At 73.7% G+C, this 21804-nt stretch carries 18 protein-coding genes; 12 read left to right on the top strand and 6 right to left on the bottom strand.

Annotation, left to right across the window (positions count from 1 at the left end):
• The first annotated feature begins 387 nt into the window (after positions 1 to 387).
• The 6 genes from scy to HYE82_RS07960 all read left to right on the top strand — a co-directional run bounded on the left by scy (position 388) and on the right by HYE82_RS07960 (position 10178).
• Complete coding sequence (gene scy / locus HYE82_RS07985) at positions 388 to 4917, top strand: polarized growth protein Scy (RefSeq protein WP_179173245.1); 4530 nt, start codon at positions 388 to 390, stop codon at positions 4915 to 4917.
• A 197-nt stretch (positions 4918 to 5114) separates the two neighbouring features.
• Positions 5115 to 6050 carry a cellulose-binding protein gene (locus HYE82_RS07980; protein ID WP_179173244.1) on the top strand — a complete coding sequence of 312 codons (936 nt, stop codon included), beginning with the start codon at positions 5115 to 5117 and terminating at the stop codon, positions 6048 to 6050.
• A 178-nt stretch (positions 6051 to 6228) separates the two neighbouring features.
• A complete protein-coding gene (locus HYE82_RS07975; RefSeq protein WP_179173265.1) occupies positions 6229 to 7221 on the top strand; it encodes an ABC transporter ATP-binding protein in 993 nt (330 codons plus the stop codon).
• Position 7222: 1 nt separating this feature from the next.
• Entirely contained in the window at positions 7223 to 7999 is a 777-nt protein-coding gene (locus HYE82_RS07970; protein ID WP_179173243.1) for an ABC transporter permease subunit, read from the top strand.
• A gap of 203 nt (positions 8000 to 8202) precedes the next feature.
• Entirely contained in the window at positions 8203 to 9330 is a 1128-nt protein-coding gene (locus HYE82_RS07965; RefSeq protein ID WP_179173242.1) for an ABC transporter ATP-binding protein, read from the top strand.
• Positions 9327 to 10178 (top strand): ABC transporter permease subunit, encoded by an 852-nt coding sequence (locus HYE82_RS07960; RefSeq protein ID WP_179173241.1) that lies wholly within the window; start codon positions 9327 to 9329, stop codon positions 10176 to 10178. Before HYE82_RS07965 ends, HYE82_RS07960 begins: the two co-directional genes overlap by 4 nt.
• A gap of 86 nt (positions 10179 to 10264) precedes the next feature.
• Here the strand turns inward: HYE82_RS07960 and HYE82_RS07955 are convergent, their stop codons facing one another.
• Entirely contained in the window at positions 10265 to 10612 is a 348-nt protein-coding gene (locus HYE82_RS07955) for an ATP/GTP-binding protein (RefSeq protein WP_179173240.1), read from the bottom strand.
• A gap of 241 nt (positions 10613 to 10853) precedes the next feature.
• On the opposite strand from HYE82_RS07955, the gene HYE82_RS07950 reads away from it, so the two are divergent.
• Positions 10854 to 11873: an LLM class flavin-dependent oxidoreductase gene (locus HYE82_RS07950; protein ID WP_179173239.1), complete on the top strand. Its 1020-nt coding sequence runs from the start codon at positions 10854 to 10856 to the stop codon at positions 11871 to 11873.
• Between the two features lie 215 nt (positions 11874 to 12088).
• Here HYE82_RS07950 and HYE82_RS07945 read toward each other — a convergent pair whose 3' ends face one another.
• A complete protein-coding gene (locus HYE82_RS07945) occupies positions 12089 to 12481 on the bottom strand; it encodes an SCO5389 family protein (protein ID WP_179173238.1) in 393 nt (130 codons plus the stop codon).
• Between the two features lie 220 nt (positions 12482 to 12701).
• Here HYE82_RS07945 and nucS point away from each other — a divergent pair, with 220 nt between their 5' ends.
• Positions 12702 to 13373 (top strand): endonuclease NucS, encoded by a 672-nt coding sequence (gene nucS, locus HYE82_RS07940; protein WP_179173237.1) that lies wholly within the window; start codon positions 12702 to 12704, stop codon positions 13371 to 13373.
• 237 nt (positions 13374 to 13610) lie between these two features.
• Here nucS and HYE82_RS07935 read toward each other — a convergent pair whose 3' ends face one another.
• From HYE82_RS07935 to HYE82_RS07925, 3 genes are all read right to left on the bottom strand, one after another.
• Positions 13611 to 16217, bottom strand: a complete 2607-nt coding sequence (locus HYE82_RS07935; RefSeq protein WP_179173236.1) for an ATP-binding protein — start codon at positions 16215 to 16217, stop codon at positions 13611 to 13613.
• 185 nt (positions 16218 to 16402) lie between these two features.
• Positions 16403 to 16726, bottom strand: coding sequence for an STAS domain-containing protein (locus HYE82_RS07930; protein WP_179173235.1), 324 nt, complete (start codon positions 16724 to 16726; stop codon positions 16403 to 16405).
• 194 nt (positions 16727 to 16920) lie between these two features.
• Complete coding sequence (locus tag HYE82_RS07925) at positions 16921 to 17769, bottom strand: 3-hydroxyacyl-CoA dehydrogenase family protein (RefSeq protein WP_179173234.1); 849 nt, start codon at positions 17767 to 17769, stop codon at positions 16921 to 16923.
• Between the two features lie 197 nt (positions 17770 to 17966).
• Between HYE82_RS07925 and HYE82_RS07920 the strand changes: the two genes are divergently transcribed.
• The gene (locus tag HYE82_RS07920) at positions 17967 to 18542 is read left to right on the top strand and encodes a cob(I)yrinic acid a,c-diamide adenosyltransferase (RefSeq protein ID WP_179173233.1); all 576 of its coding nucleotides are present in this window, start codon (positions 17967 to 17969) and stop codon (positions 18540 to 18542) included.
• On the opposite strand, the gene HYE82_RS07915 is transcribed toward HYE82_RS07920, so the two are convergent.
• Positions 18539 to 19120 (bottom strand): hypothetical protein, encoded by a 582-nt coding sequence (locus HYE82_RS07915; protein ID WP_179173232.1) that lies wholly within the window; start codon positions 19118 to 19120, stop codon positions 18539 to 18541. The genes HYE82_RS07920 and HYE82_RS07915 overlap by 4 nt on opposite strands.
• Positions 19121 to 19318: 198 nt before the next feature.
• Between HYE82_RS07915 and HYE82_RS07910 the strand changes: the two genes are divergently transcribed.
• The 3 genes from HYE82_RS07910 to HYE82_RS07900 all read left to right on the top strand — a co-directional run.
• Positions 19319 to 20527, top strand: coding sequence for a histidine kinase (locus tag HYE82_RS07910; protein ID WP_179173231.1), 1209 nt, complete (start codon positions 19319 to 19321; stop codon positions 20525 to 20527).
• Positions 20524 to 21180, top strand: a complete 657-nt coding sequence (locus HYE82_RS07905; protein ID WP_179173230.1) for a response regulator transcription factor — start codon at positions 20524 to 20526, stop codon at positions 21178 to 21180. The genes HYE82_RS07910 and HYE82_RS07905 overlap by 4 nt, the downstream gene beginning before the upstream one ends.
• A gap of 201 nt (positions 21181 to 21381) precedes the next feature.
• A partial coding sequence (locus HYE82_RS07900; protein WP_309144234.1) for a cellulose-binding domain-containing protein occupies positions 21382 to 21804 on the top strand: 423 nt, incomplete at its 3' end.

The following is a 21804-nucleotide window of genomic DNA, read 5'->3' as shown; positions in this document are numbered from 1 at the left end:
GCTTCCCCCTCCGCGGCCGCAACGGCGTGGCCTGCACGGCAGGATGTGCACCGGAAAGACCGGACTCGCCCCCGGACGCGCGCACGCGAACATCGCAAATCCACCCTCAAGGGGCCTTCCCTCCCGACCCGGTCCGCCCTTGCCGTGACCCGAGGAGGGACCTGACAGCCGGCCGGGTCCGGGATCAGTGGAAGCACGCACTGATGTCCCCATTCCCCGGCCGGTAGAGTGACCGTGGCTCGGCCGGGGTTCGGTGCTTCAGACAGGGTCGGGGCCTGTGACCCCTGCCCGGCTATCTGACACCATTCCCCCGGGGGCGCCGTTCAGCGGGCGGACGGTGCTCATTTGGGAGTGAGCTTGCGACCAGGGGACGGATGGGACCGCGCTGTGCGGGGCTACGAAAGCCAGGAGAGCCTTCAGACTGAGGCCGATCATCTCTCGCTCTTCGAAGCGGAGATGGAGCGACTCAAGAAGGAGCGCGGAAAAGCCGTCCAGCACGCCGAGGACCTCGGGTACCAGGTCGAGGTCCTGCGCGCGAAGCTGCACGAGGTGCGGCGCGCGCTCGCGTCCCGCCCCGCGTACGACGGCGCGGACATGGGATACCAGGCGGAGCAGCTGCTGCGCAACGCCCAGATCCAGGCGGACCAGATGCGTTCGGACGCCGAGCGCGAGCTGCGCGAGGCCCGGGCCCAGACCCAGCGCATCCTCCAGGAGCACGCCGAGCACCAGGCCCGGCTCCAGGCCGAGCTGCACGCCGAGGCCGTCAACCGCCGCCAGCGGCTGGACCAGGAGCTCAACGAGCGCCGCCAGACCGTCGAGGCGCACGTCAACGAGAACGTCGCGTGGGCGGAACAGCTGCGCGCGCGTACGGAGTCCCAGGCCCGCCGGCTCATGGACGAGTCCCGTGCCGAGGCCGAGCAGTCCCTGAACGCCGCCCGGGCCGAGGCCGCCCGCGTCGCCGAGGAGACCCGCCGCCGCATGGCCGCGGACGCCGAGGCCGCCCGCGCCGAGGCCGAGGCGACGCTGCTGCGCGCCCGCAAGGAGGCGGAGCGGCTGCTGACCGCCGCCTCGACGCAGGCCCAGGAGGCCACCGAGCACGCGGAGCGGCTGCGTTCGGCGAGCACCGCCGAGGCCGAGCAGACCCGGCAGCAGACCCTGGACCTCGGCCGCGTCGCCGAGCAGCGGGTCCAGGAGGCCGACGGGGCCCTGCGCGAGGCGCGTACCGAGGCGGAGCGCGTCCTCGCCGAGGCCAAGGAGAGCGCCGCCCGGCAGCTCGCCTCGGCGGAGTCGGTCAACGAGCAGCGCACCCGCACCGCCAAGGAGCAGGTTGCCCGGCTGGTGGGCGAGGCCACCAAGGAGGCCGAGACCCTCAAGGCCGAGGCCGAGCAGCTGCTCGCCGACGCCCGCGCCGACGTGGAGCGGCAGCGTGCCGCGGCCGCGGAGCAGGCCCGTGCCGCGGCGGCCGAGGACACGGCCGCGCAGATGGCGAAGGCCGCCCGCACGGCCGAGGAGATGCTGACCAAGGCGTCCGAGAACGCGCAGGCCACCACCCGGGCCGCGTCCGAGGAGGCCGAGCGGATCCGCCGCGAGGCCGAGGCGGAGGCCGAGCGGCTGCGCGCCCAGGCCGCGGACGCGGCCGCGGAGCTGAAGGGCGCCGCGAAGGACGACACCGAGGAGTACCGGGCCCGCACCGTCCAACTCCAGGAGGAGGCACGGCGGCTGCGCGGCGAGGCGGAGCAGCTGCGCGCCGAGGCCGTGGCCGAGGGCGAGCGGATCCGCGGTGAGGCACGCCGCGAGGCGGTCCAGCAGATCGAGGAGGCGGCCAAGACCGCCGAGGAGCTGCTGGGCAAGGCCAAGGCGGACGCGGACGAGCTGCGCGCCGGGGCGACCGCCGAGAGCGAGCGGGTGCGCGCGGAGGCCGTCGAGCGGGCCACCACCCTGCGCCGGCAGGCCGAGGAGACCCTGGAGCGGACCCGCGCCGAGGCCGAGCGGCTGCGCGCCGAGGCCGAGGAGCAGGCCGAGGCCGTGCGCGCCGAGGCGGACGCCGCGGCCCGCGCCCGCCGCGAGGAGACCGAGCAGGCCCTGGCCGGCAAGCGCGCCGAAGCCGAGGCGGAGCTCTCCCGCCTGCACACGGAGGCCGAGGGCCGGCTGGCCTCGGCCGAGCAGACGCTGCGCGACGCGCGCGGCGCGGCCGAGGCCATGCGCCGCGAGGCCGCGGAGGAGACCGACCGGCTGCGCACCGAGGCGGCGGAGCGCATCCGCACCCTGCGGGAGCAGTCGGAGGCGGAGGCCGACCGGCTGCGCACCGAGGCGGCGGACGACGCCGGCCGGGCGCGGGCCGAGGCCGAGCAGGTGGCCGTACGGCTGCGCACCGAGGCCGAGACCGAGGCCGAGCGGGTCCGTACGGAGGCCAAGGAGACGGCTGACCGGCTGCGTACCGAGGCGAAGGCCGCCGCCGAGCGGGTCGCCGAGGAGGCGGCCGAGGCGCTGGCCGCCGCGCAGGAGGAGGCTTCCCGGCGGCGCCGGGAGGCCGAGGAGACGCTGGCGTCGGCGCGGACCGACGCGGACAGCGAGCGGGCGCAGGCCCGCGAGCAGAGCGAGGAGCTGCTGGCCGCGGCCCGCAGGCGCTCGGAGGAGGCGCAGGCCGAGGCGGCGCGCCTGACCGAGGAGGCGGAGCAGCGCGCGACGGAGCTGGTGTCGGCGGCGGAGGCCACCGCCCAGCAGGTGCGCGATTCCGTGTCCGGCCTGCGCGAGGAGGCCGAAGAGGAGATCGCCGGGCTGCGCAGCGCCGCCGAGCACGCGGCGGAGCGCCTCCGGACGGAGGCCGAGGAGGAGGCCGCCCGCGTCCGCGCCGACGCCTACGAGGAGCGCGAGCGGGCGACCGGGGACGCCGACCGGATCCGCACCGAGGCGCGCGCCGAGACGGATGCGGCGAAGGCGCTGGCCGCGCGGACCGTCGCGGACGCGATCGCCGAGGCGGAGCAGCTGCGCACCGACACCGCCGAGTACGCCCAGCGGGTGCGCACGGAGGCCACGGACGCGCTGGCCGCGGCCGAGCGCGACGCCGCCCGCACCCGGGCGGACGCCCGCGAAGACGCCAACCGCATCCGCGGCGAGGCCGGGGAGTCGCTGGCGGCGTCGCGCGCCGAGGGCCTGCGGATCGTCGCCGACGCGACGGCGGAGGCCGAGCGGATCACCGAGGAGACGCGCGCGGCCAACGAGGCCACCGTGACCGAGGCGGCCGCGGAGGCGGAGCGCCTCACGACGGAGGCCGAGGAGGTGGCCGAGGCCACCCGGATCGAGGCCGCGGGCGTCCTGGACGAGGGCCGCGCGGAGGCCAACCGGCTGCGCACGGAGGCCGCGGAGCAGGCGGACCGGCTCGTCTCCGAGGCCGCGGCCGAGGCGGAGCGCCTCACGGAGGAGACCCGCGCCGCGACGGAGAAGACGCTCGGCGAGGCGAAGGCGAAGGCCGACCGGCTCACCCGGCAGGCGTCCGACACGATGGCCGCGGCCGAGCGGGACGCGGCGCGTGTCCTGGTCGACGCGCGCAACGAGGGCGACCGCCTGGTCGACGAGGTGCGCGCGGCGAACGAGCTGACGGTCGGCGAGGCGGCCGAGGAGGCCGAGCGGCTGCGCACCGAGGCGGCGCAGGTCCTGGAGGACGCCCGCGCGGAGGGCGGCCGGATCGTCGGTGACGCCACTGCGGAGGCGGACCGGGTCACGGCCGCGGCGGCCGAGACACTGGAGAGCGCCGAGCGGGAGTCCGAGCAGACCCTGGACGAGGCGCGGGCGGAGGCCAACCGGCTGCGTACGGAGGCCGCGGAGCAGGCGGACCGGCTCATCGGCGAGGCGGCGGCCGAGGCGGACAAGCTCACCGCGCAGACCCGCCGGGACAACGAGCGCACGGTCGGCGAGGCCGAGGCCGAGGCCGAGCGGCTGCGCGCGGAGGCCTCGGAGGCGCTGTCCTCGGCGCAGGAGCACGCGGTGCGCACCCGCTCGGAGGCGGACCGGATCAAGGAGGACGCGGTCGCGGAGGCGGAGCGCACCCTCACCTCGGCGCGCGAGGAGGCCGAGCAGCTGCTGGACGAGGCGCGCGAGGAGGCCGGCAAGCGGCGTACCGAGGCCGCGGAGCAGGTGGACCGGCTCATCGGCGAGGCGGCGGCCGAGGCGGACAAGCTCACCGCGGACGCGCAGGCGCAGGCCGTGGCCGCGACGACGGCCGCGGAGGAGCAGGCCGACCAGATGGTCGACGCCGCCCGCAAGGAGGCGAAGCGGATCAGCGCGGAGGCCACGGTCGAGGGCAACTCCCTGGTGGAGAAGGCCCGTACGGACGCGGACGAGCTGCTGGTCGGCGCGCGTTCGGATGCCGCCGCCATAAGGGAGCGGGCGGAGGAGCTGCGCTCCCGCGTCGAGAGCGAGATCGAGGAGCTGCACGAGCGGGCCCGCCGCGAGACGGCCGAGCAGATGAAGTCGGCCGGCGAGCGCGTGGACAAGCTGGTGCGCGCGGCGACCGAGCAGAGCAAGGAGGCCGAGGCGAAGGCCAAGGCCCTGGTGTCGGACGCGAGCAGCGAGGCGAGCAAGGTGCGCATCGCGGCGGTCCGCAAGGCGGAGACGCTGCTGAAGGAGGCGGAGCAGAAGAAGGCCGAGCTGTCGAGGCTGGCCGAGGCCGCCCTGGCGGAGGCCAAGGAGGAGGCCGAGCGGATCGTCGAGGAGGGCCGGCGCGAGCTGGAGGTCCTGGTGCGCAGGCGGGAGGACATCCAGGCGGAGATCTCCCGTGTCCAGGACGTTCTCGAGGCGTTGGAATCATTCGAGGCGCCTTCGGGCGGAAAGCCTTCGATCGGCAGCCAGGGCTCGGGGGGCTTGAAGGCCGGTGCCGGCGCGGGTTCCACTCGTTCGGGTGGCAAGTCGTCGGAGTAGCCCACACGGGGACGGTTTGTGTGCACCTGATGAAGGTTCAGGCGAACGAGTGACAAGCATTCTGCCGTCTTGCCACTCAAAAGGGGTGTCATTGTCCAGATCAAACTGGGATTGACTCGATGACACGCCGCTCGGGCGCCTAGGATTCCCTTTAACACCTCACGTAGCACCTCATCGGTCTCATCGACAGGAACCCCATGAGCGACACATCCTCCCCCTTCGGCTTCGAGCTCGTGCGGCGTGGTTACGACCGCGGTCAGGTGGACGACCGCATCACCAAGCTGGTCTCCGACCGCGACAGCGCCCTTGGACGTATCAGTGCCCTGGAGAAGCGGATCGAGGAGCTACACCTCGAAACGCAGAACGCCCAGGCCCAGGTGAGCGAGGCGGAACCCTCGTACGCGGGTCTCGGCGCCCGGGTCGAGAAGATCCTGCGGCTGGCGGAGGAAGAGGCGAAGGACCTGCGCGAGGAGGCCCGTCACGCGGCCGAGCAGCACCGCGAGCTGGCCGAGTCGGCGGCCCAGCAGGTGCGCAACGACGCCGAGTCGTTCGCGGCCGACCGCAAGGCGAAGGCGGAGGACGAGGGCGTCCGCATCGTCGAGAAGGCCAAGGGGGACGCCGCGACCCTGCGCGCCGAGGCCCAGAAGGACGCCGCCTCCAAGCGCGAGGAGGCCGATGCCCTGTTCGAGGAGACCCGCGCCAAGGCCGCCCAGGCCGCCGCCGACTTCGAGACGAACCTGGCCAAGCGCCGCGAGCAGTCCGAGCGCGACCTGGCCTCGCGTCAGGCCAAGGCGGAGAAGCGCCTCGCGGAGATCGAGCACCGCGCGGAGCAGCTGCGCCTGGAGGCCGAGAAGCTGCGTACGGACGCCGAGCGCCGGGCCCGCCAGACGGTGGAGACCGCGCAGCGCCAGGCCGAGGACATCGTGGCCGACGCCAACGCCAAGGCGGACCGCATCCGCAGCGAGTCGGAGCGCGAGCTGGCGGCGCTCACCAACCGCCGCGACTCGATCAACGCCCAGCTGACCAACGTCCGCGAGATGCTGGCGACGCTGACCGGTGCGGCCGTTGCCGCCGCCGGCTCCCCGATGGACGACGAGCCGGTCCGCGGCGTCCCGGCACAGCAGAGCCGCTGACGACGCCTCCGCCGATGCCGCCCTGCGCCGCGTGCGCGGTGCACGCGCTACCGCACGGCTTGCCCGTACGGGCGGTTGACACGCCGTCTACTCGCCAGTAGCGAAACGTCATGCAAGAGGGCCCCCTGTCACCCTTTCGAGGTGGCGTGGGGCCCTCTGGCGTTCTAGCGTGAGCGGCATGATCGAGCTTGAGGCCCTTACCAAACGATTCGGCGCGAAGACCGCCGTCGACCACCTCAGCTTCCAGGTCAAACCGGGGGTGGTGACCGGCTTCCTCGGCCCCAACGGGGCGGGCAAGTCGACCACCATGCGCATGATGCTCGACCTCGACCGCCCGACGAGCGGAACGGTCAGGATCAACGGCAAGCACTACCGGGACCTGCCGGAGCCACTGAAGCACATCGGTGCACTGCTGGACGCCAAGGCGATGAACGGCGGCCGCAGCGCGTACAACAACCTGCTGTGCCTCGCCCAATCGAACCGGATCCCGGCCAGCCGGGTCGGCGCGGTGCTGGACCTCGTCGGACTGACGCCCGTGGCGAGGAAGAAATCGAAAGGGTTTTCGCTCGGAATGGGACAGCGGCTGGGAATCGCCGCTGCGCTGCTCGGCGACCCGGAAATCCTGATGTTCGACGAGCCCGTCAACGGCCTGGACCCGGAGGGAATTCTCTGGATCCGCAATCTCATGAAGGGGCTCGCCGCGGAGGGAAGGACGATCTTCGTCTCCTCGCACCTGATGAGCGAAATGTCACTGACGGCGGACCATTTGATCGTCATCGGCCAGGGCAGACTTCTGGCCGACATGCCCATGGCTGATTTTATTCACCAGAACTCCCGCAGCTTCGTCCGGCTGCGCTCGCCCCAGCAGGAGCAGCTCAAGGACGTCCTGCACCGGGCCGGAATCGACGCGGCCGCCGTCCCGGACAGCGGCGCGCTGGAGGTCAACGGAGTGGCCAGCGAGCAGCTTGGCGAACTGGCCGCGCAGCACGGGATCGTGCTGCACGAACTCAGCCCGCAGCGGGCTTCACTGGAGGAAGCGTTCATGCGCATGACGGCGGACTCGGTCGAGTACCACGCCCATGCTCCCGGCACCCCGGGCGCGGCACTGCCGGACCCGGGCACCGCCGCCGACGACCGGCTCCTCGTGGCCGACCGCAAGGGCGGGAAGTGACATGTCCTTCCCCGCGATCCTCCAGTCCGAGTGGACCAAGATCCGTACCGTCGGCTCGACCGTCTGGACCCTGGCGTCCGCCCTCGTGGTCACGGTCGGCCTGAGCGCCCTGCTGTGCGGCTTCATCGACTCCACGTTCGAGGACATGCCGAAGCAGCAGCAGCTCACCTTCGACCCGACCATGGCCAGCTTCGCCGGCATGACCCTCGGCCAGGCCGCCGTCATCGTCTTCGGCGTCCTGGTCGTCGGCACCGAGTACAGCACCGGCATGATCCGCACGTCGCTCGCGGCCGTGCCGCGCCGCGCCGGCTTCCTGGCCGGCAAGCTCACCGCGGCCACCGCCCTCGCGCTCGTCGTGGGCCTGGTCACGAGCTTCGTGTCCTTCTTCACCGGGCAGTCCCTCCTCGGCGACCACAGCATCGCCATCGGGGAGCCGAACGTGCTGCGCGCCGTGGTCGGCGCCGGTCTCTACATGGCCGTGCTGGCCCTGTTCTCCATGGGCATGACGATGATCCTGCGCAGCTCGATGCTGGCCCTCGGCACCCTGCTGCCGCTCTTCTTCCTCATCTCGCCGATCCTGAGCTCCGTCGACGCCACCCGGACGGTCGCCGAGTACCTCCCGAACCAGGCCGGCGGCGCCATCATGCAGACGGTCCAGGTCACCCTGGACGGCAACGAGCCGCCGTACGGCCCGTGGGGCGGTTTCGCGATCATGGTTGCCTGGGCGCTCGCCGCGGTGATCGGGGGCTTCCTGGTCCTGAAGAACCGCGACGCCTGACGCCGCTGCGGTGTGGGGTCCGTCTCAGGACGGACCCCGCTTCGTGATCCGCCTCAGGGCGGACATCCCCCGTACTACGGGTCTTCCCGGGGTCGCTGTCAGGGACAGCTCAGGGATCAGCCAGGGATGGAACCGGAGCCTCCTCGATATCCTCTTAATCCTTAACTCGGACGAAAGCCGTCCACCGGGCAAGGGGCAGAGGCATGATCGAGGCAGTCGGGCTGACCAAGCGCTTCGGCGCCAAGACCGCCGTCGACCAGCTGTCCTTCCAGGTCAGGCCTGGTCATGTGACCGGCTTCCTGGGCCCCAACGGCTCCGGCAAGTCCACCACCATGCGCATGATCCTCGGCCTGGACCGCCCCACGTCCGGCCATGTCACGATCAACGGCCGCCCCTTCCGCGAGCTGCCCAACGCCCAGCGGCACGTCGGGGCCCTCCTCGACGCCAAGGCCGTGCACGGCGGCCGCCGGGCCCGCACCCACCTGCTCTCCATCGCCCAGCTGTCCGGCATCCCCGAGCGCCGGGTGGACGAGGTGCTGGCCGTGGTCGGCCTGCAGGACGTGGCCCGGCAGCGGACGAAGGGCTTCTCCCTCGGCATGGGCCAGCGGCTCGGCATCGCCACCGCCCTCCTCGGCGACCCCCAGGTGCTCCTCTTCGACGAACCGGTCAACGGGCTCGACCCCGAGGGCATCCTCTGGGTCCGCAACCTCATGCGCCGGCTCGCCGCCGAAGGCCGCACCGTCTTCGTCTCCTCGCACCTGATGAGCGAGATGGCCCTGACCGCCGACCACCTCATCGTCATCGGCCGCGGCCGGCTCCTCGCCGACATGGGCACCCAGGATTTCATCGCCCACAACTCGGCCGGATTCGCCCGGGTCCGCGCGGCCGGACCGGCCGCGGATGGCCGGAACACGCTGGCAGCGGCCCTGACCAGGGCGGGCGGCCGGGTGCTCCAGGAGCCCGACGGAGCACTGCGGGTGACCGGCCTTGAGCTGCCGCACATCTCGGACCTCGCCCACGAGGCCGGCGTACGGCTGTGGGAGCTCTCCCCGCACCGGGCCTCACTGGAAGAGGCGTACATGCGGCTGACCCAGTCCTCCGTCGAGTACACCTCCACCGAGGACCCGCGGGCGGAACTGTGGGAGCCGGACCCGCTGGCCCTGCCCGTCTGGGAGGACGAGCCCCCGGCGCCCGACGTCCCGCAGGACGGCTTCTTCGCTCCCCCGCCGCCCGGCGCGGGCGGCAAGCCCTTCCTGATGCCCGCCAGCCCCGGCGAGTTCGCCGCCACCGCCAAGAACGCCCCCACGGACACCCGCGAGGACACCCGATGACCGGCCCCACGTCGACCGCGGACCAGCCGAAGGACCGGCCGGAGGACCGGCCGGAGAGCTACGTCTCGCCGCTGCCCACGCCCCGGCCGCACCTGGGCCACGCCCTCGCCTCCGAGTGGACCAAGTTGGTCTCGGTGCGCTCCACTCTGTTCACGCTCGGCTCCCTCGTCGTGCTCGTCGTCGGCATCGGGCTGCTCGCCGTCGTCGAGATCCGCAACACCGACGATTCGTTCATGCCGCTGACCGCCCCCGCCCTGTTCGGGCTGCTGATCGGCCAGGTCGCGGTGATGGCGCTCGGCGTCCTGACGATCACCTCCGAGTACGGCACCGGGCTGATCCGGACGACCTTCACCGCGGCGCCCGGCCGGGCCCGCGTGCTCACCGCGAAGTACCTCGTCTTCGCCGGGGTCGCCTTCGCCGCCGTCGCCGGCTCGGTCGCGGTGGTCGCCTTCGCCTCCCTGATCCTGCGCAACGACGGACGGCACGGCGCCGGGGAGTGGGTCCACGCCCTGGCCGGCTCCGCGTACGTCACCCTCCTCGGCGTGCTCGCCCTCGCCGTCGGCGCGATGCTGCGGCACTCCGCCGGGGCCATCGCAGTGATGCTGGGGCTGGTCACCGTCCCGCCGGTGGCCGGGGGGATGCTCACCTCCTGGGAGCGCCTGGCCCCGGTCGGCCGCACGATCCTCGAGTACAACGCCCCGGTCGCGCTGATGCAGATGTTCGGCGTGCCCAACGGGATCGAGGGGGAGCGGCTCCCGAGCAACTGGTCCCACATGCTGCTGATCCTGCTGGTGACGGGCGCCGCGGTGGCCGGCTCGTACGTGCTCGTCCGTCGCCGCGACGTGTAGGTCGCTGCGACGTGTAGGTGGCCGCGACGTGTAGGTGGCCGCGACGTGTAGCCCGCCGCGACGTGTAGCCCGCTGCCTCCCCGCTCCTAGTACCTCGGGGCGTTCCTGGACCGCTGCACCCGTGTGGTGCGGCGGTCCTTCGCGTTCCAGCACGCCTTGTGCCAGTGCCGGCGGTCGTCCACGCCGCCGTACTCCGGCCAGGCCACCAGGTGCGGGGTGCCGGAGGGGATCTCCTGGTCGCAGCCCGGGCAGCGGTAGCGCTTGCCCACCGCGCTCGCGCCCGCGACGTGCCGGACCTTCCACTCCTCGCCGAGGTACTCCTCGGTGCGCTCCAGGCCGAACCGGTCGGCTGCCGCCGGACCGGACCCGGAGCCCTCCGCCGCACGAACGGCTGACTTCCCGCCGCCCTTGGGGCGGTTGTGGCGCGGTGACACGTATACCTCACGAGTGGGCGGACGGCAGTGGCTTCCCCCCAGACTACGCGCCGCGGGGGCGCCTCCACGCAGGGTGGCGGCGAGAGGCCGGAGAAGGACCGCCCGCCGAGGGTGACTGGCCTGACTATCCCAATAACTTTCCTGTCAGGCCGTGCCTTTGGCACGTGTCGGACGTTGTTGCCATGAGAAGCACCGGTCGCACCTGGGGGAGGCCGCGTCAGCCAACGAGGAGGCTAAGGCGATGCGCGTAGGAGCGTTTGTAGTGGCGGCCCAGTTCCCGGGCCAGGGTCAGGGGGAGACCCTCCACCGGGCGGTGCGCACGGCGGAGGTGGCGGAGGAGGCCGGGCTCGACTCCGTGTGGCTCGCCGAGCACCACTTCGTCCCGTACGGGGTGTGCCCCTCGGCAGTCACCCTGGCGGCCCTGCTGCTGGGCCGGACGCGGCGGCTGCGGGTGGGCACGGCCGTGAGCGTGCTGCCCAACACGCACCCGGTGGCCCTCGGCGAGCAGGCGGCGCTCCTGCACCTCACCACGGGCGGCCGGTTCACCCTCGGGGTGGGCCGGGGCGGCCCCTGGGTGGACCTGGAGGTCTTCGGCGCCGGCCTGCGCGCGTACGAGCACGGCTTCCCCGAGGACCTGGACCTGCTCCGGCGCTGGCTGACCGAGCCCCGGGTGTCCGCCCTCGGCGAGCGGCACGTCTTCCGCCGGGTGGACGTCGTCCCGCGCCCGGCGGAGGCACTGGACGGCGACGGATCAGGGCCGGAAGTGATCGTCGCCTGCACCTCCCCCGCATCGGTGCGGCTCGCCGCGGAGCGGGGCCTGCCGATGCTGCTCGGCATGCACTGCGGGGACGAGGACAAGGCGGCCATGGTCGCGCTGTACCGGCGTACGGCCGAGGCGGCCGGCCACGACCCGCACGCCGCGCACGTGTCGGCGGGCGTGTGCCAGCTCGCGGACCGTACCGCGGACGCGCGCGAAACCCTGATGAAGGCGATGCCGGGCTGGCTGAAGCAGGGCCTGGAGGCGCATGTGACGGTGGACGGTCGCATGCGCGCGATGCGGGATCCCGCCGCCTACACCGAGCTGCTGTGCGACCTGCACCCGGTGGGCACCCCGCGGCGGGCGGCGGACCGGCTGGCCGCGACGGCCGAGCGGACCGGCATCACGCGGTTCGCCCTGCTGATGGAGGGCTCGGGCGACCTCGCCGCGACCGCGGAGAACGTACGGCGCCTGGGCGCCGAGGTGCTGCCCCGCATCGGCTGAGTCCTCCCCGGGCCCGCGCCCTGCGCGGGTCCTGGCGCCGGCCTGCCCTCCTTGCCCGCTTGCCTGGGCTGCCGCTCCGGTGTCCGTGGCACCTCCCCCGATACGGAGCGGCAGCGAAAGTACGGTCGTGCAGGTCGGGCCGGCGGCGGTGCGGGGCCGGTGTGACACGGGTCGCGCCGGTGGTGCCGGTGGTGCCGGTGGTGCCGTCCTCCGGGCTAGCAGTCCCGGAGCTCCGGCGACTGGTTGAGCAGCTGGGCGCGGACCGACGTGAACCGGGCGAGCCGGTCGTCCGCGGAGGCGTCCAGCGGGAACACCGCCACGCGGTGGCAGTTCTGGAAGGCCAGGCGCACCCCGAAGTGCCGCTGCAGCGCACCCCGTATCGCGTCGCTCGCGAGCGCGCGCAGCAGCTGCCCGCGCGCGTGCTCGTCGGGCGGCGGCGTCTGGTTGTCGGCGAAGTCCCCGCCGTCCACCTCCAGCTGTGCCACGAGCGAGCTGATCATCTCCCATGCGAAGGGCAGGGAGGTCCGGACGCAGTCGACGAAGGCGGCTTCGTCGACCTCGCCTCGCTCGGCCTGTTCGAGTAGGGCCGGTGAGACGTCGAGCGACATGGGTTCTCCTCTCGCGACCCCGGTCCTCTGGGCAGCCGGAGTCTTACGGGCAGGGAGGGAGATCGGCGACGCAGTGTGCACGTCCGGCGACCTCCCGCTTCCACGGTAGGCGCCCGCTGGGTGCCGCACCAGGAGAATGCGCATACAACGCGCCATCGGCGAACGGGGCTTTCGGGGGCGAATCGCGTGGAGGCGGCTCGGTCGAGTAGCGTTGCCGACCATGCGTCTCGTCATTGCCCGCTGCTCCGTCGACTACGCGGGCCGGCTCACCGCCCATCTGCCCTCGGCACCCCGTCTGATCCTCGTGAAGGCTGACGGCAGTGTCTCCATCCACGCGGACGACCGGGCGTACAAACCGCTCAACTGGATGTCGCCCCCCTGCACCCTCAAGGAGGGGACCGGGGACGAGGCCGGCGTCTGGACCGTCGTCAACAAGGCGGGCGAGAAGCTCATCATCACCATGGAGGAAGTGCTCCACGACTCCTCCCACGAGCTGGGCGTCGACCCCGGCCTCATCAAGGACGGCGTCGAGGCGCACCTCCAGGAGCTGCTGGCCGACCGCATCGACACGCTGGGCGAGGGCTACACCCTGATCCGCCGCGAGTACATGACGGCCATCGGCCCGGTCGACATCCTGTGCCGGGACGCCGACGGCGCGACGGTGGCGGTCGAGATCAAGCGCCGCGGCGAGATCGACGGCGTCGAGCAGCTGACCCGCTACCTGGAGCTGCTGAACCGCGATCCGCACCTGGCCCCGGTCCGGGGCGTGTTCGCGGCTCAGGAGATCAAGCCGCAGGCGCGCGTGCTGGCCACGGACCGCGGCATGGAGTGCGTCGTTCTGGACTACGACGCCCTGCGCGGGATCGAGGACGACAAGCTCCGGCTGTTCTAGCCGTACTCGGTCGTCAGCCCGGCAGCCGCACCGCCGCGGACTCCGCCGCCGCTGCTCCTGCCGGAAGGGTTCACCGCCCCACGACGCTCCCGGCCACCGCCGGGAGGTGCCCGCGGTCACGGCGCCTCGCCGCGTGGTCGGACCGCGCGGGCACGCCGGGCACGGGCTGCGGTCCTCCGCCCTGCGATGCACCGCACCGGACGCCCCGAGCCGGCGAACCCTCCCGGGACAGAACACCTAGGGCGTGGCGGCCGGGCCGGTCCCGGAGGCCGTCGTCGCGGGGCCGGTCCCGGCGGTCGTGGTGACCGTCGGGGCCGGGGACTGCGACGGGGACGGCGTGACGGTCGGACTCGGAGCCTGGGAGGTGGCCGTCGGCTTCGCCGACGAGGGCGGCTGCGGCGCCGGCACCGCCGAGGAGGACCGGCGCGAGGGAGCGGCGGAACCCGACGCGGACGGGGCCGCGCTCTGGCCGGGCCGGGCGGACCCGGACCGCGCGGCGGCCGGCTCGGAAGCCCCCGGCTGCGGTGCAGGATCGTTCCCTCCGGTGCTCGCCGTGCCCGGCTCGGCCGGCGCGGGAGTCGACTGGGTCACCGGACCGCTGCCGGGCTCCTCCGGCTCGGACGGGATCATCGCCAGACCCACCACCGTGCCCAGCACCACCGCGGCCAGGACTCCGGCGGCCGCGAGCAGCACCGGCTTGCGGCGCTGCCGGTCCGGGCGCGGCACGGGGCGGGGCGGTATGAGCGGCGGCGGGACCGGGCGCGTCGGCTCGGTCGGCTTCGGGTCGAGGGGGAAGGCCTCCGCGAAGACCTCCGACAGGCCGGCCGGCGCCGCGTTCCGACGGATCACCGGCACCGCGGTGGTCGCCGCCCCGGTCGCGGGCAGCGCGGTGGTGACGGCCTCCGACGCGGGCAGCGCCGCCGTCGCCGCCTCGGACGCGGGCGCCGGCACCGCCGCCTCGGGGCGGGCGGCGCCCTGCGGCACGGACCGGCCCTCGGCGGGGGATGCTGACCGGGCGGCGGCCGGGGCCGAAGGCTGGGAGAGGGACGCGAACGAACCCGCGGACGCCGCCGGGCGTGCCGCCGGCGCGGCCGGGCGCGTCGGTGCCGGTGCCGCACCCGGGCGCGCCGGTGCGGCGGCAGGCACCGGTGCGGCTGCAGGCGCCGGTGCGTCGGCGGGGGCCTCAAGCCGCAGCGGCGGCGACCCGGCCACGCCCGCCGCCTCGCGGTCGGCGACCAGCGCGAGCGCCCGCCGGCCCGCCACGGTGCCCCGCTTGTCCGCGAGGGCGCCCTTCAGCCCGATCGACGCCTCCAGTTCGGCCCGCGCCCGGTCCAGCCGACCCTCGCACAGGGCGAGGACACCCAGCTCGTGGTGGAAGTACGCCTGCTCGGCGACCTCCCCCGCCTTCCGCGCCGCCTCGGCGCCGGCGCGCAGCACCCGCTCCCACGCCTCCCAGTGCCGCGAGGCCGCGAACGCGGGCGCCGCACTGCGGGCCAGCAGGACTGCGGCCACCACATCGGCGCCGCCCAGCGCCGACAGCACCGCGTCCGCCTCGGCCGCGACCCGCGCCGGGGTCACCGAGGAGTGCGCCGTCCACCAGGCATAGTGGCGGGCGGCCGTACGGGCCTCCTCCGCGGCGGTGTCCGCGTACCCGGCCTCCTCCAGCTGCCGGGCGACGCCGGCGGCCAGCCGGTACCGCGGCCCGACGGAGGTGATGAGCCCGCTGCCGAGCAGTTCGGCGACGGCCGTGTCGGCGTGGGTGTCCCCCACGAGCGCCGGCAGGTGGGCGTGGTGCGGGAGCTCCCCGCCGAGCGCGCACGCGATCCGCAGCGCGGCCCGGGCCGACTCGCTGGCCCGGGACGCGAGCAGCTCGGCCGGGGCCGCGCCCTCGGCGAGCGTCGGCAGGGGTACGGCGCCGGTGTCGCGGGGCCGCGCCTCGAAGACGCCGGGTTCCTCGTCCTCGTCCTCGGCGCGGCCCCGGTTGAGCTCGTCGCGGCGGCGCAGCAGGGCGGCGGCCTGGACGAAGCGCAGCGGCAGCCCCTCGGAGGCGAAGTGCAGGTCCTCCGCCCAGGCGGTCTCCTCGTCGGTCAGCGGCCGGCCGACGCCCGCTTCGAGCAACTGCAGGCAGTCGGAGCGGCTCAGGCCGCTGAGGGAGACCTCCTCCAGCTGCGCGTCGTCGGAGGGTTCGGTGTCGGGGCCGGCGGCGAGCAGGTAGGCGCATTCGGGGGTGGCCCGCAGCAGCTCCTCCAGGGCGCTGCCGCCCAACTCCAGGTCGTCGAGGAGCACGATGGCCCCGATGTCCCGTACGCGGGCCAGGAGTTCGTCCCGTTCGGGCCGCTCGTCCGAGGCGTCGTACACGGCCGCGTGGAGTGCGTGCAGCAGCTCGGCCGGCTGCTGGTGCCCGTACCCGGAGAGCCGGACGACGCCGTCCGGCGCCAGTCCGGCGCAGTCGGCGGCGACCGCGTCGAGCAGGGAGGTCCGCCCGGAGCCGGCCGGTCCGGTCAGCCGTACGGAGCGGCCGCGGCCCAGCAGCCCGGCGAGGCGCTCCCGTTCCTCCTCCCGCGCGAGGAGCAGCGCCGTGCCGGCGGCGGAGCCGGGCGGCGCGGGCGGGCGGGCGGCGGCGTCCTGCTCGCGGCGGGCGGCCGCGTCGCGCCGCGCGGGGCGGTCGGCTGCGGTGCCGGGCCGGCGGGGCTGGATCTCGCTGCCGTCGACGGGGTTGACGGTGAGGGTGTACTCGCCCGCGGTGAGGGTGGTGATCCGGGCCGGCGGGGTGGATGCCGTGTGCGGTCCGGAGCCCGCCGCGGCGCGCTCCACCGGTTCGGCCTGCCCCTGCGTGCGGTCCATGACCAAGTCCCCCGATCGCGTCCTGCGCCCTTGCCGTGCTGCTGCCGGCCTTCGCACATTCCGCGGTGGTTACGGGTCAGGCCTCCGCCCGACCCTAGACGGTGGCCGGCGGCAATCGGAACCGCAGGGGTCTGTTATCCGCCGGACCGTTACGTTTTCGCAGGACAAAGCGGTCGGCGGAGGCGTCAGACCCTCGGGAGGGATTCCGCTTCCAGGCCGCCCTCGATGGCGAGGATCCGGTGGAGGCGGGTGGCGACGAGCAGCCGCTGCATCTGCGGCGGCACACCGCGCAGGACGAGCCGGCGCCCCGAACGGCCGGCCCGCCGGTGGGCTCCCATGATCACGCCGAGGCCGGTCGCGTCCCAGGAGTCGAGCCCGGTGAGATCGAGGACGAGGTCGCCGCGGCCGTCGTCGAGGGCGGTGTGCAGGGCCGCACGGGCGTCCGCCGCGCTGCGCACGTCGAGGCGGCCCCCGACAGCGAGTTCGGCGTGGTCGCCCCTGATGTGCATATGCGCTCCCGGCAGTCCTTGCGTACGTATGGTCCGGTTGGTCCGTGGTCGGCAACTCTCACTGGAACTGACTGCCGCATGGGCGGTGAAGTTGCCGACCGTGAGCGAACCGATACCTAAATCACTCGCGAGGCGGAGTGTTCGAACTGGTGCTCAGTGGCGCCCGGTCCGGGGGCGGCCCTGTCTCCGGCGGCTCAGTGCTTGTAGAAGCCCTGGCCGGTCTTGCGGCCGAAGTCCCCGGCGTCCACCATGCGGCGCATCAGCTCCGGCGGCGCGAACTTCTCGTCCTGGGACTCGGTGTAGATGTTGCTGGTGGCGTGCAGCAGGATGTCGACGCCGGTCAGGTCGGCCGTGGCCAGCGGGCCCATCGCGTGGCCGAAGCCGAGCTTGCAGGCGATGTCGATGTCCTCGGCGGACGCGACGCCCGATTCGTACAGCTTCGCGGCCTCGACGACGAGGGCGGAGATCAGACGGGTCGTCACGAAGCCGGCGACGTCGCGGTTGACGACGATGCAGGTCTTGCCGACGGACTCGGCGAAGGCCCGGGTGGCGGCGAGGGTCTCGTCGCTGGTCTTGTAGCCGCGGACGAGCTCGCACAGCTGCATCATCGGGACGGGCGAGAAGAAGTGCGCGCCGACGACCCGCTCCGGACGCTCCGTCACCGCGGCGATCTTGGTGATCGGGATGGCGGAGGTGTTGGAGGCGAGGATCGCGTCCTCGCGGACGAGCTTGTCGAGCGTGCGGAAGATGTCGTGCTTGACGTCCAGCTTCTCGAAGACGGCCTCGACGACGATGTCGACGTCGGCGACCGCGTCCAGGTCGGTGGTCGTCGTGATGCGGGCGAGCGCGGCCTCGGCGTCCTCGGCCGTCATCCTGCCCTTGGACACGAACCTGTCGTACGAGGCCTTGATGCCGTCGGTGCCGCGGGTCAGCGCGGCGTCGGTGACGTCCCGCAGCACCACGTCCCACCCCGCCTGAGCGGAGACCTGAGCGATTCCGGACCCCATCAGCCCCGCACCGATGACGGCGAGCTTCCCAGCCACTGCACACCCCTCGTTCTTCAAACGGCCAGTCTCGTAGCCTCTCGGCCGGAGACTAGCGGGCATGAGGGGCGGTGTGACCGTGAAGTAACACGCGTCACGTCTCAGATGACGGACATCACACCGGGACGGCCCACCGCTCCGCACCCGCCGCCGAGTTCGCTTCCCGCCCTCCGGCGGGGCTCATTACGCTGGGCCGCATGGTGAACCTCACGCGCATCTACACCCGCACCGGCGACAAGGGCACGACCGCCCTCGGTGACATGAGCCGGACCGCCAAGACCGACCTGCGGATCGCGGCGTACGCCGACGCGAACGAGGCCAACGCGGCCATCGGCACGGCGGTCGCCCTCGGCGGCCTCCCGGAGGATGTGGTGAAGGTCCTCGTCCGGGTGCAGAACGACCTGTTCGACGTCGGGGCGGACCTGTGCACCCCGGTCGTGGAGAACCCGGAGTACCCGCCGCTGCGCATCGAGCAGGCGTACGTGGACAAGCTGGAGGCGGACTGCGACCGCTTCAACGCGGAGCTGGAGAAGCTGCGCAGTTTCATCCTGCCCGGCGGCACTCCCGGTGCGGCGCTGCTGCACCAGGCGTGCACCGTGGTCCGCCGCGCCGAGCGCTCCACCTGGGCGGCGCTGGAGGTGCACGGCGAGATCATGAACCCGCTGACCGCCACCTACCTCAACCGCCTCTCCGACCTCCTGTTCATCCTGGCCCGTACGGCCAACAAGGAGGTCGGGGACGTGCTGTGGGTACCGGGCGGCGAGCGCGGCTAGCGCTCGCTCCTGACCAGGCCGGGGTCTGCGGGCCGCCCGTCCGATGCCGCCGGGGCCTTGCGGGGCCAGAGGGTGTACGCCGCCGCCACGATCCCGTGGATGCCGACGGCCCGCAGCACGGCGAACTGACAGTCCCGGAGCGCGGACGTGTCCGCCGCGCCGCCCGCGTACCAGATCGCGCCCTGCAGCAGGGCGAGGGCGACGGCGGCGCCGGCCAGGGTCCGCAGCCACAGCTTCCACTCGTGCACGGCGCGCTCCTTGCCGTACCCGGGGCCGGGCGGCTTCGGCCCGCCGGCGAAGCGGTACGCCGCGTGCCCGTCGAGCCACTTCACGGTGTAGTGGCCGTAGCCGACGGTGTAGCCGATGTAGACGGCGGCGATGCCGTGCCGCCAGTTCGGTTCACCGCCGTTCTTCAGGTCCAGGGTGGTGGCGACGAGCAGCACCAGCTCCAGCAGCGGCTCGCACAGCAGCACCGCCGCCCCCAGCCGGGGCATCCGCGCGAGATAGCGCAGCGCGAGTCCGACGGCCAGCAGCACCCAGAAGCCGACCTCGCAGGCGATGATCAGGGGGACGAGCACGGGTCTCTCCTTCCGGCCGGCGGTCCGGCGGGTTCGGCGCCGACTCCTTGACGGCTGGTTCCAGCCTCTCGTCCACCCCGCGCCGATGCGTCGTCACCGGTGACGAACCGTGACTGCATCCTTCGGTGTACTGCGGACGGCTCCGTCATCCGCCCTGACGGCGAGGCCCGGCCCGGCGTCACCGTGTTGGATGGGAGCGTGAACGACTCCCCGACCGCCGCGCGCCGCCGGATCCCGCCTCCGCACCGCGACGACGTGATCATCGCCGCGGCAGGCGTGCTCGGCGGCCTGCTGCTGTGGTCGCTGGGCGTCAGCAACACGGGCAGCCGACACTTCTTCCCCGACTGGGTGGCCCTGGTCCCCCTGCTGGTCATCGGTCCTGTGGTGCTGCTGCGGCGCAGCGCCCCCGCCGTCACCCTGCCCGTCGGCATGGCGGCGACCGCCGCCGACCAGTTCACGGTCGGCAACCTCGCCACCATCGTCCTCTTCACGGACCTGATGTACGCGGCCGTGGTCTACGGGAAGCCGTCCATGGCGCGGCGGCTCCCGATCAGCACCGGCCTGGTCACCGTCATCACCACCATCGCCTCCGTGGCCCTGGTGGGCCCCGCCCAGGGCCTGCTGATCGGCGTGCTCACCGGCATCGTCTGCTTCGGCCCGGCCCTCACCGGCGCTACCCTGCGCAACCACCGGGAGGCCGCGATCGCCGCGCGGCTGCGCGCCGAGCAGACCGCTCTGCTGGCCGAAATGGACCGCTCCCAGGCCGTGGTCGCGGAGCGCGCGCGGATGGCCCGGGAGCTGCACGACATGGTGGCCAACCACCTGTCGGCGATCGCCATCCACTCCACCGCGGCGCTCTCGATCGACTCCCCCGCCACCAGTCGCGAGGCCCTCGGGGTGATCCGGGAGAACAGCGTGCAGGGGCTGGCGGAGATGCGCAGGCTGATCGGCCTGCTGCGGGACGCGGGGGCCGGGCAGGAGGCGGTCGCCACCCCTTCCCTGGACGGGCTCGACGCCCTCCTCGAACAGGCCCGCGTCAACGGCGGGGCGAGCGGGCTGGAGTTCGTCCTGGACGACGCCCGGCAGCCGGGCGGCGGTCCGCTGCCGGCCCCGGTGGAGCTGGCCGCCTACCGGATCGTCCAGGAGTCGCTGACCAACGCCCTCAAGCACGCCGCGCCGGGCCGGGTCCGGGTGCGCGTGGCCCGTGCCGACGGACTGCTGACCGTGGACGTGGAGTCCCCGTACGGTGAGCAGCCGGGCCCGCGCGCCCCCGGCTCGGGGGCGGGGCTGGTCGGCATGCGGGAACGGACCGAGCTGCTGGGCGGGGAGTTCACGGCGGGTCGGCAGGGCCTGGTCTGGCAGGTGCGGGCGGTGCTGCCCGCCGAGGAGAAGGCGGTGACGGCATGACCGTCCGGGTCGTGGTGGCCGAGGACCAGAGCGCGGTGCGGGCGGGGCTGGTGCTGATCTTGCGCAGTGCGGGTGACATCGAGGTCGTGGGCGAGGCGGCGGACGGTGAGGCGGCGGTGCGCCTGGCCCGGGAGCTGCGGCCGGACATCGTCCTCATGGACGTGCAGATGCCGCGGCTCGACGGGGTGTCGGCGACGCGCCAGGTGGTGGCGGAGGGCCTCGCGGACGTCCTGGTGCTGACCACGTTCGACCTCGACGAGTACGTGTTCGGGGCGCTGCGCGCGGGCGCGTCGGGCTTCCTGCTGAAGAACGTGGACGCGGCCGAGCTGATCGCGGGCGTGCGGACGGTGGCGCGCGGCGAGGGGCTGATCGCCCCGGCGGTGACGAGGCGGCTGATCGCCGAGTTCGCGGCCCCGCGCGCGGTGCGGCCCGCCGTGGCCCCGCAGACGGCCGAGGCGCTGGAGTCGCTGACGCGGCGGGAGCGGGAGGTGCTCGGCTGCCTGGGCGAGGGGCTGTCGAACGCGGAGATCGCGGTGCGGCTGGAGATGGCGGAGGCGACGGTGAAGACGCACGTGAGCAGGCTGTTGGGGAAGCTGGGGCTGCGCAGCCGGGTGCAGGCGGCCGTGCTGGCACAGGAGTTGGGCCTCCGGTAGCGCCACTTGCACCCCAACTCCCTTGAGGTCTGGACCTCTTGACGCTTGGTCCAGACCTTTCTACGCTCGCGGCAACTGTGGTGAGCGTGCCCCGGCGGCGTGCTCACGGGCGGCGCAGGTCCCACCCCCATGTCGCGGTCGGCCCCACGGCCACGACGGACCTACGGAGGAGCACCCTTGAGCACAGCACCCCCACCCCGCATCCGTCTGTTCAAAAGGCTCGCTGCGGCCGCGGCCGCGCTCGCCCTGCCCGTCGCCGGCCTGGTGGCACTGGCCGGGCCGGCCCGGGCCGCCGGGTCCGCGACGGCGACGTACACGAAGGTCTCCGACTGGGGATCCGGCTTCGAGGGCAAGTGGACGGTCAAGAACACCGGCACCACCGCCATCACCGCCTGGACCGTCGAGTGGGACTTCCCCGCCGGCACCCGCGTGACCTCGGCCTGGGACGCCACCGTCACCGCCTCCGGCAACCACTGGACCGGCAAGAACGTCGGCTGGAACGGCTCCCTCGCCCCCGGCGCCAGTGTCACCTTCGGCTTCAACGGCACCGGCTCCGGCGACCCCTCCGGCTGCACGGTCAACGGCGGCTCCTGCGACGGCGGCCCCTCCCAGCCCGGGGACAAC

Source organism: Streptomyces sp. BR123, from assembly GCF_013401435.1.
Lineage (GTDB): Bacteria > Actinomycetota > Actinomycetes > Streptomycetales > Streptomycetaceae > Streptomyces.
This window is presented reverse-complemented; position numbering and strand designations above follow the sequence as displayed.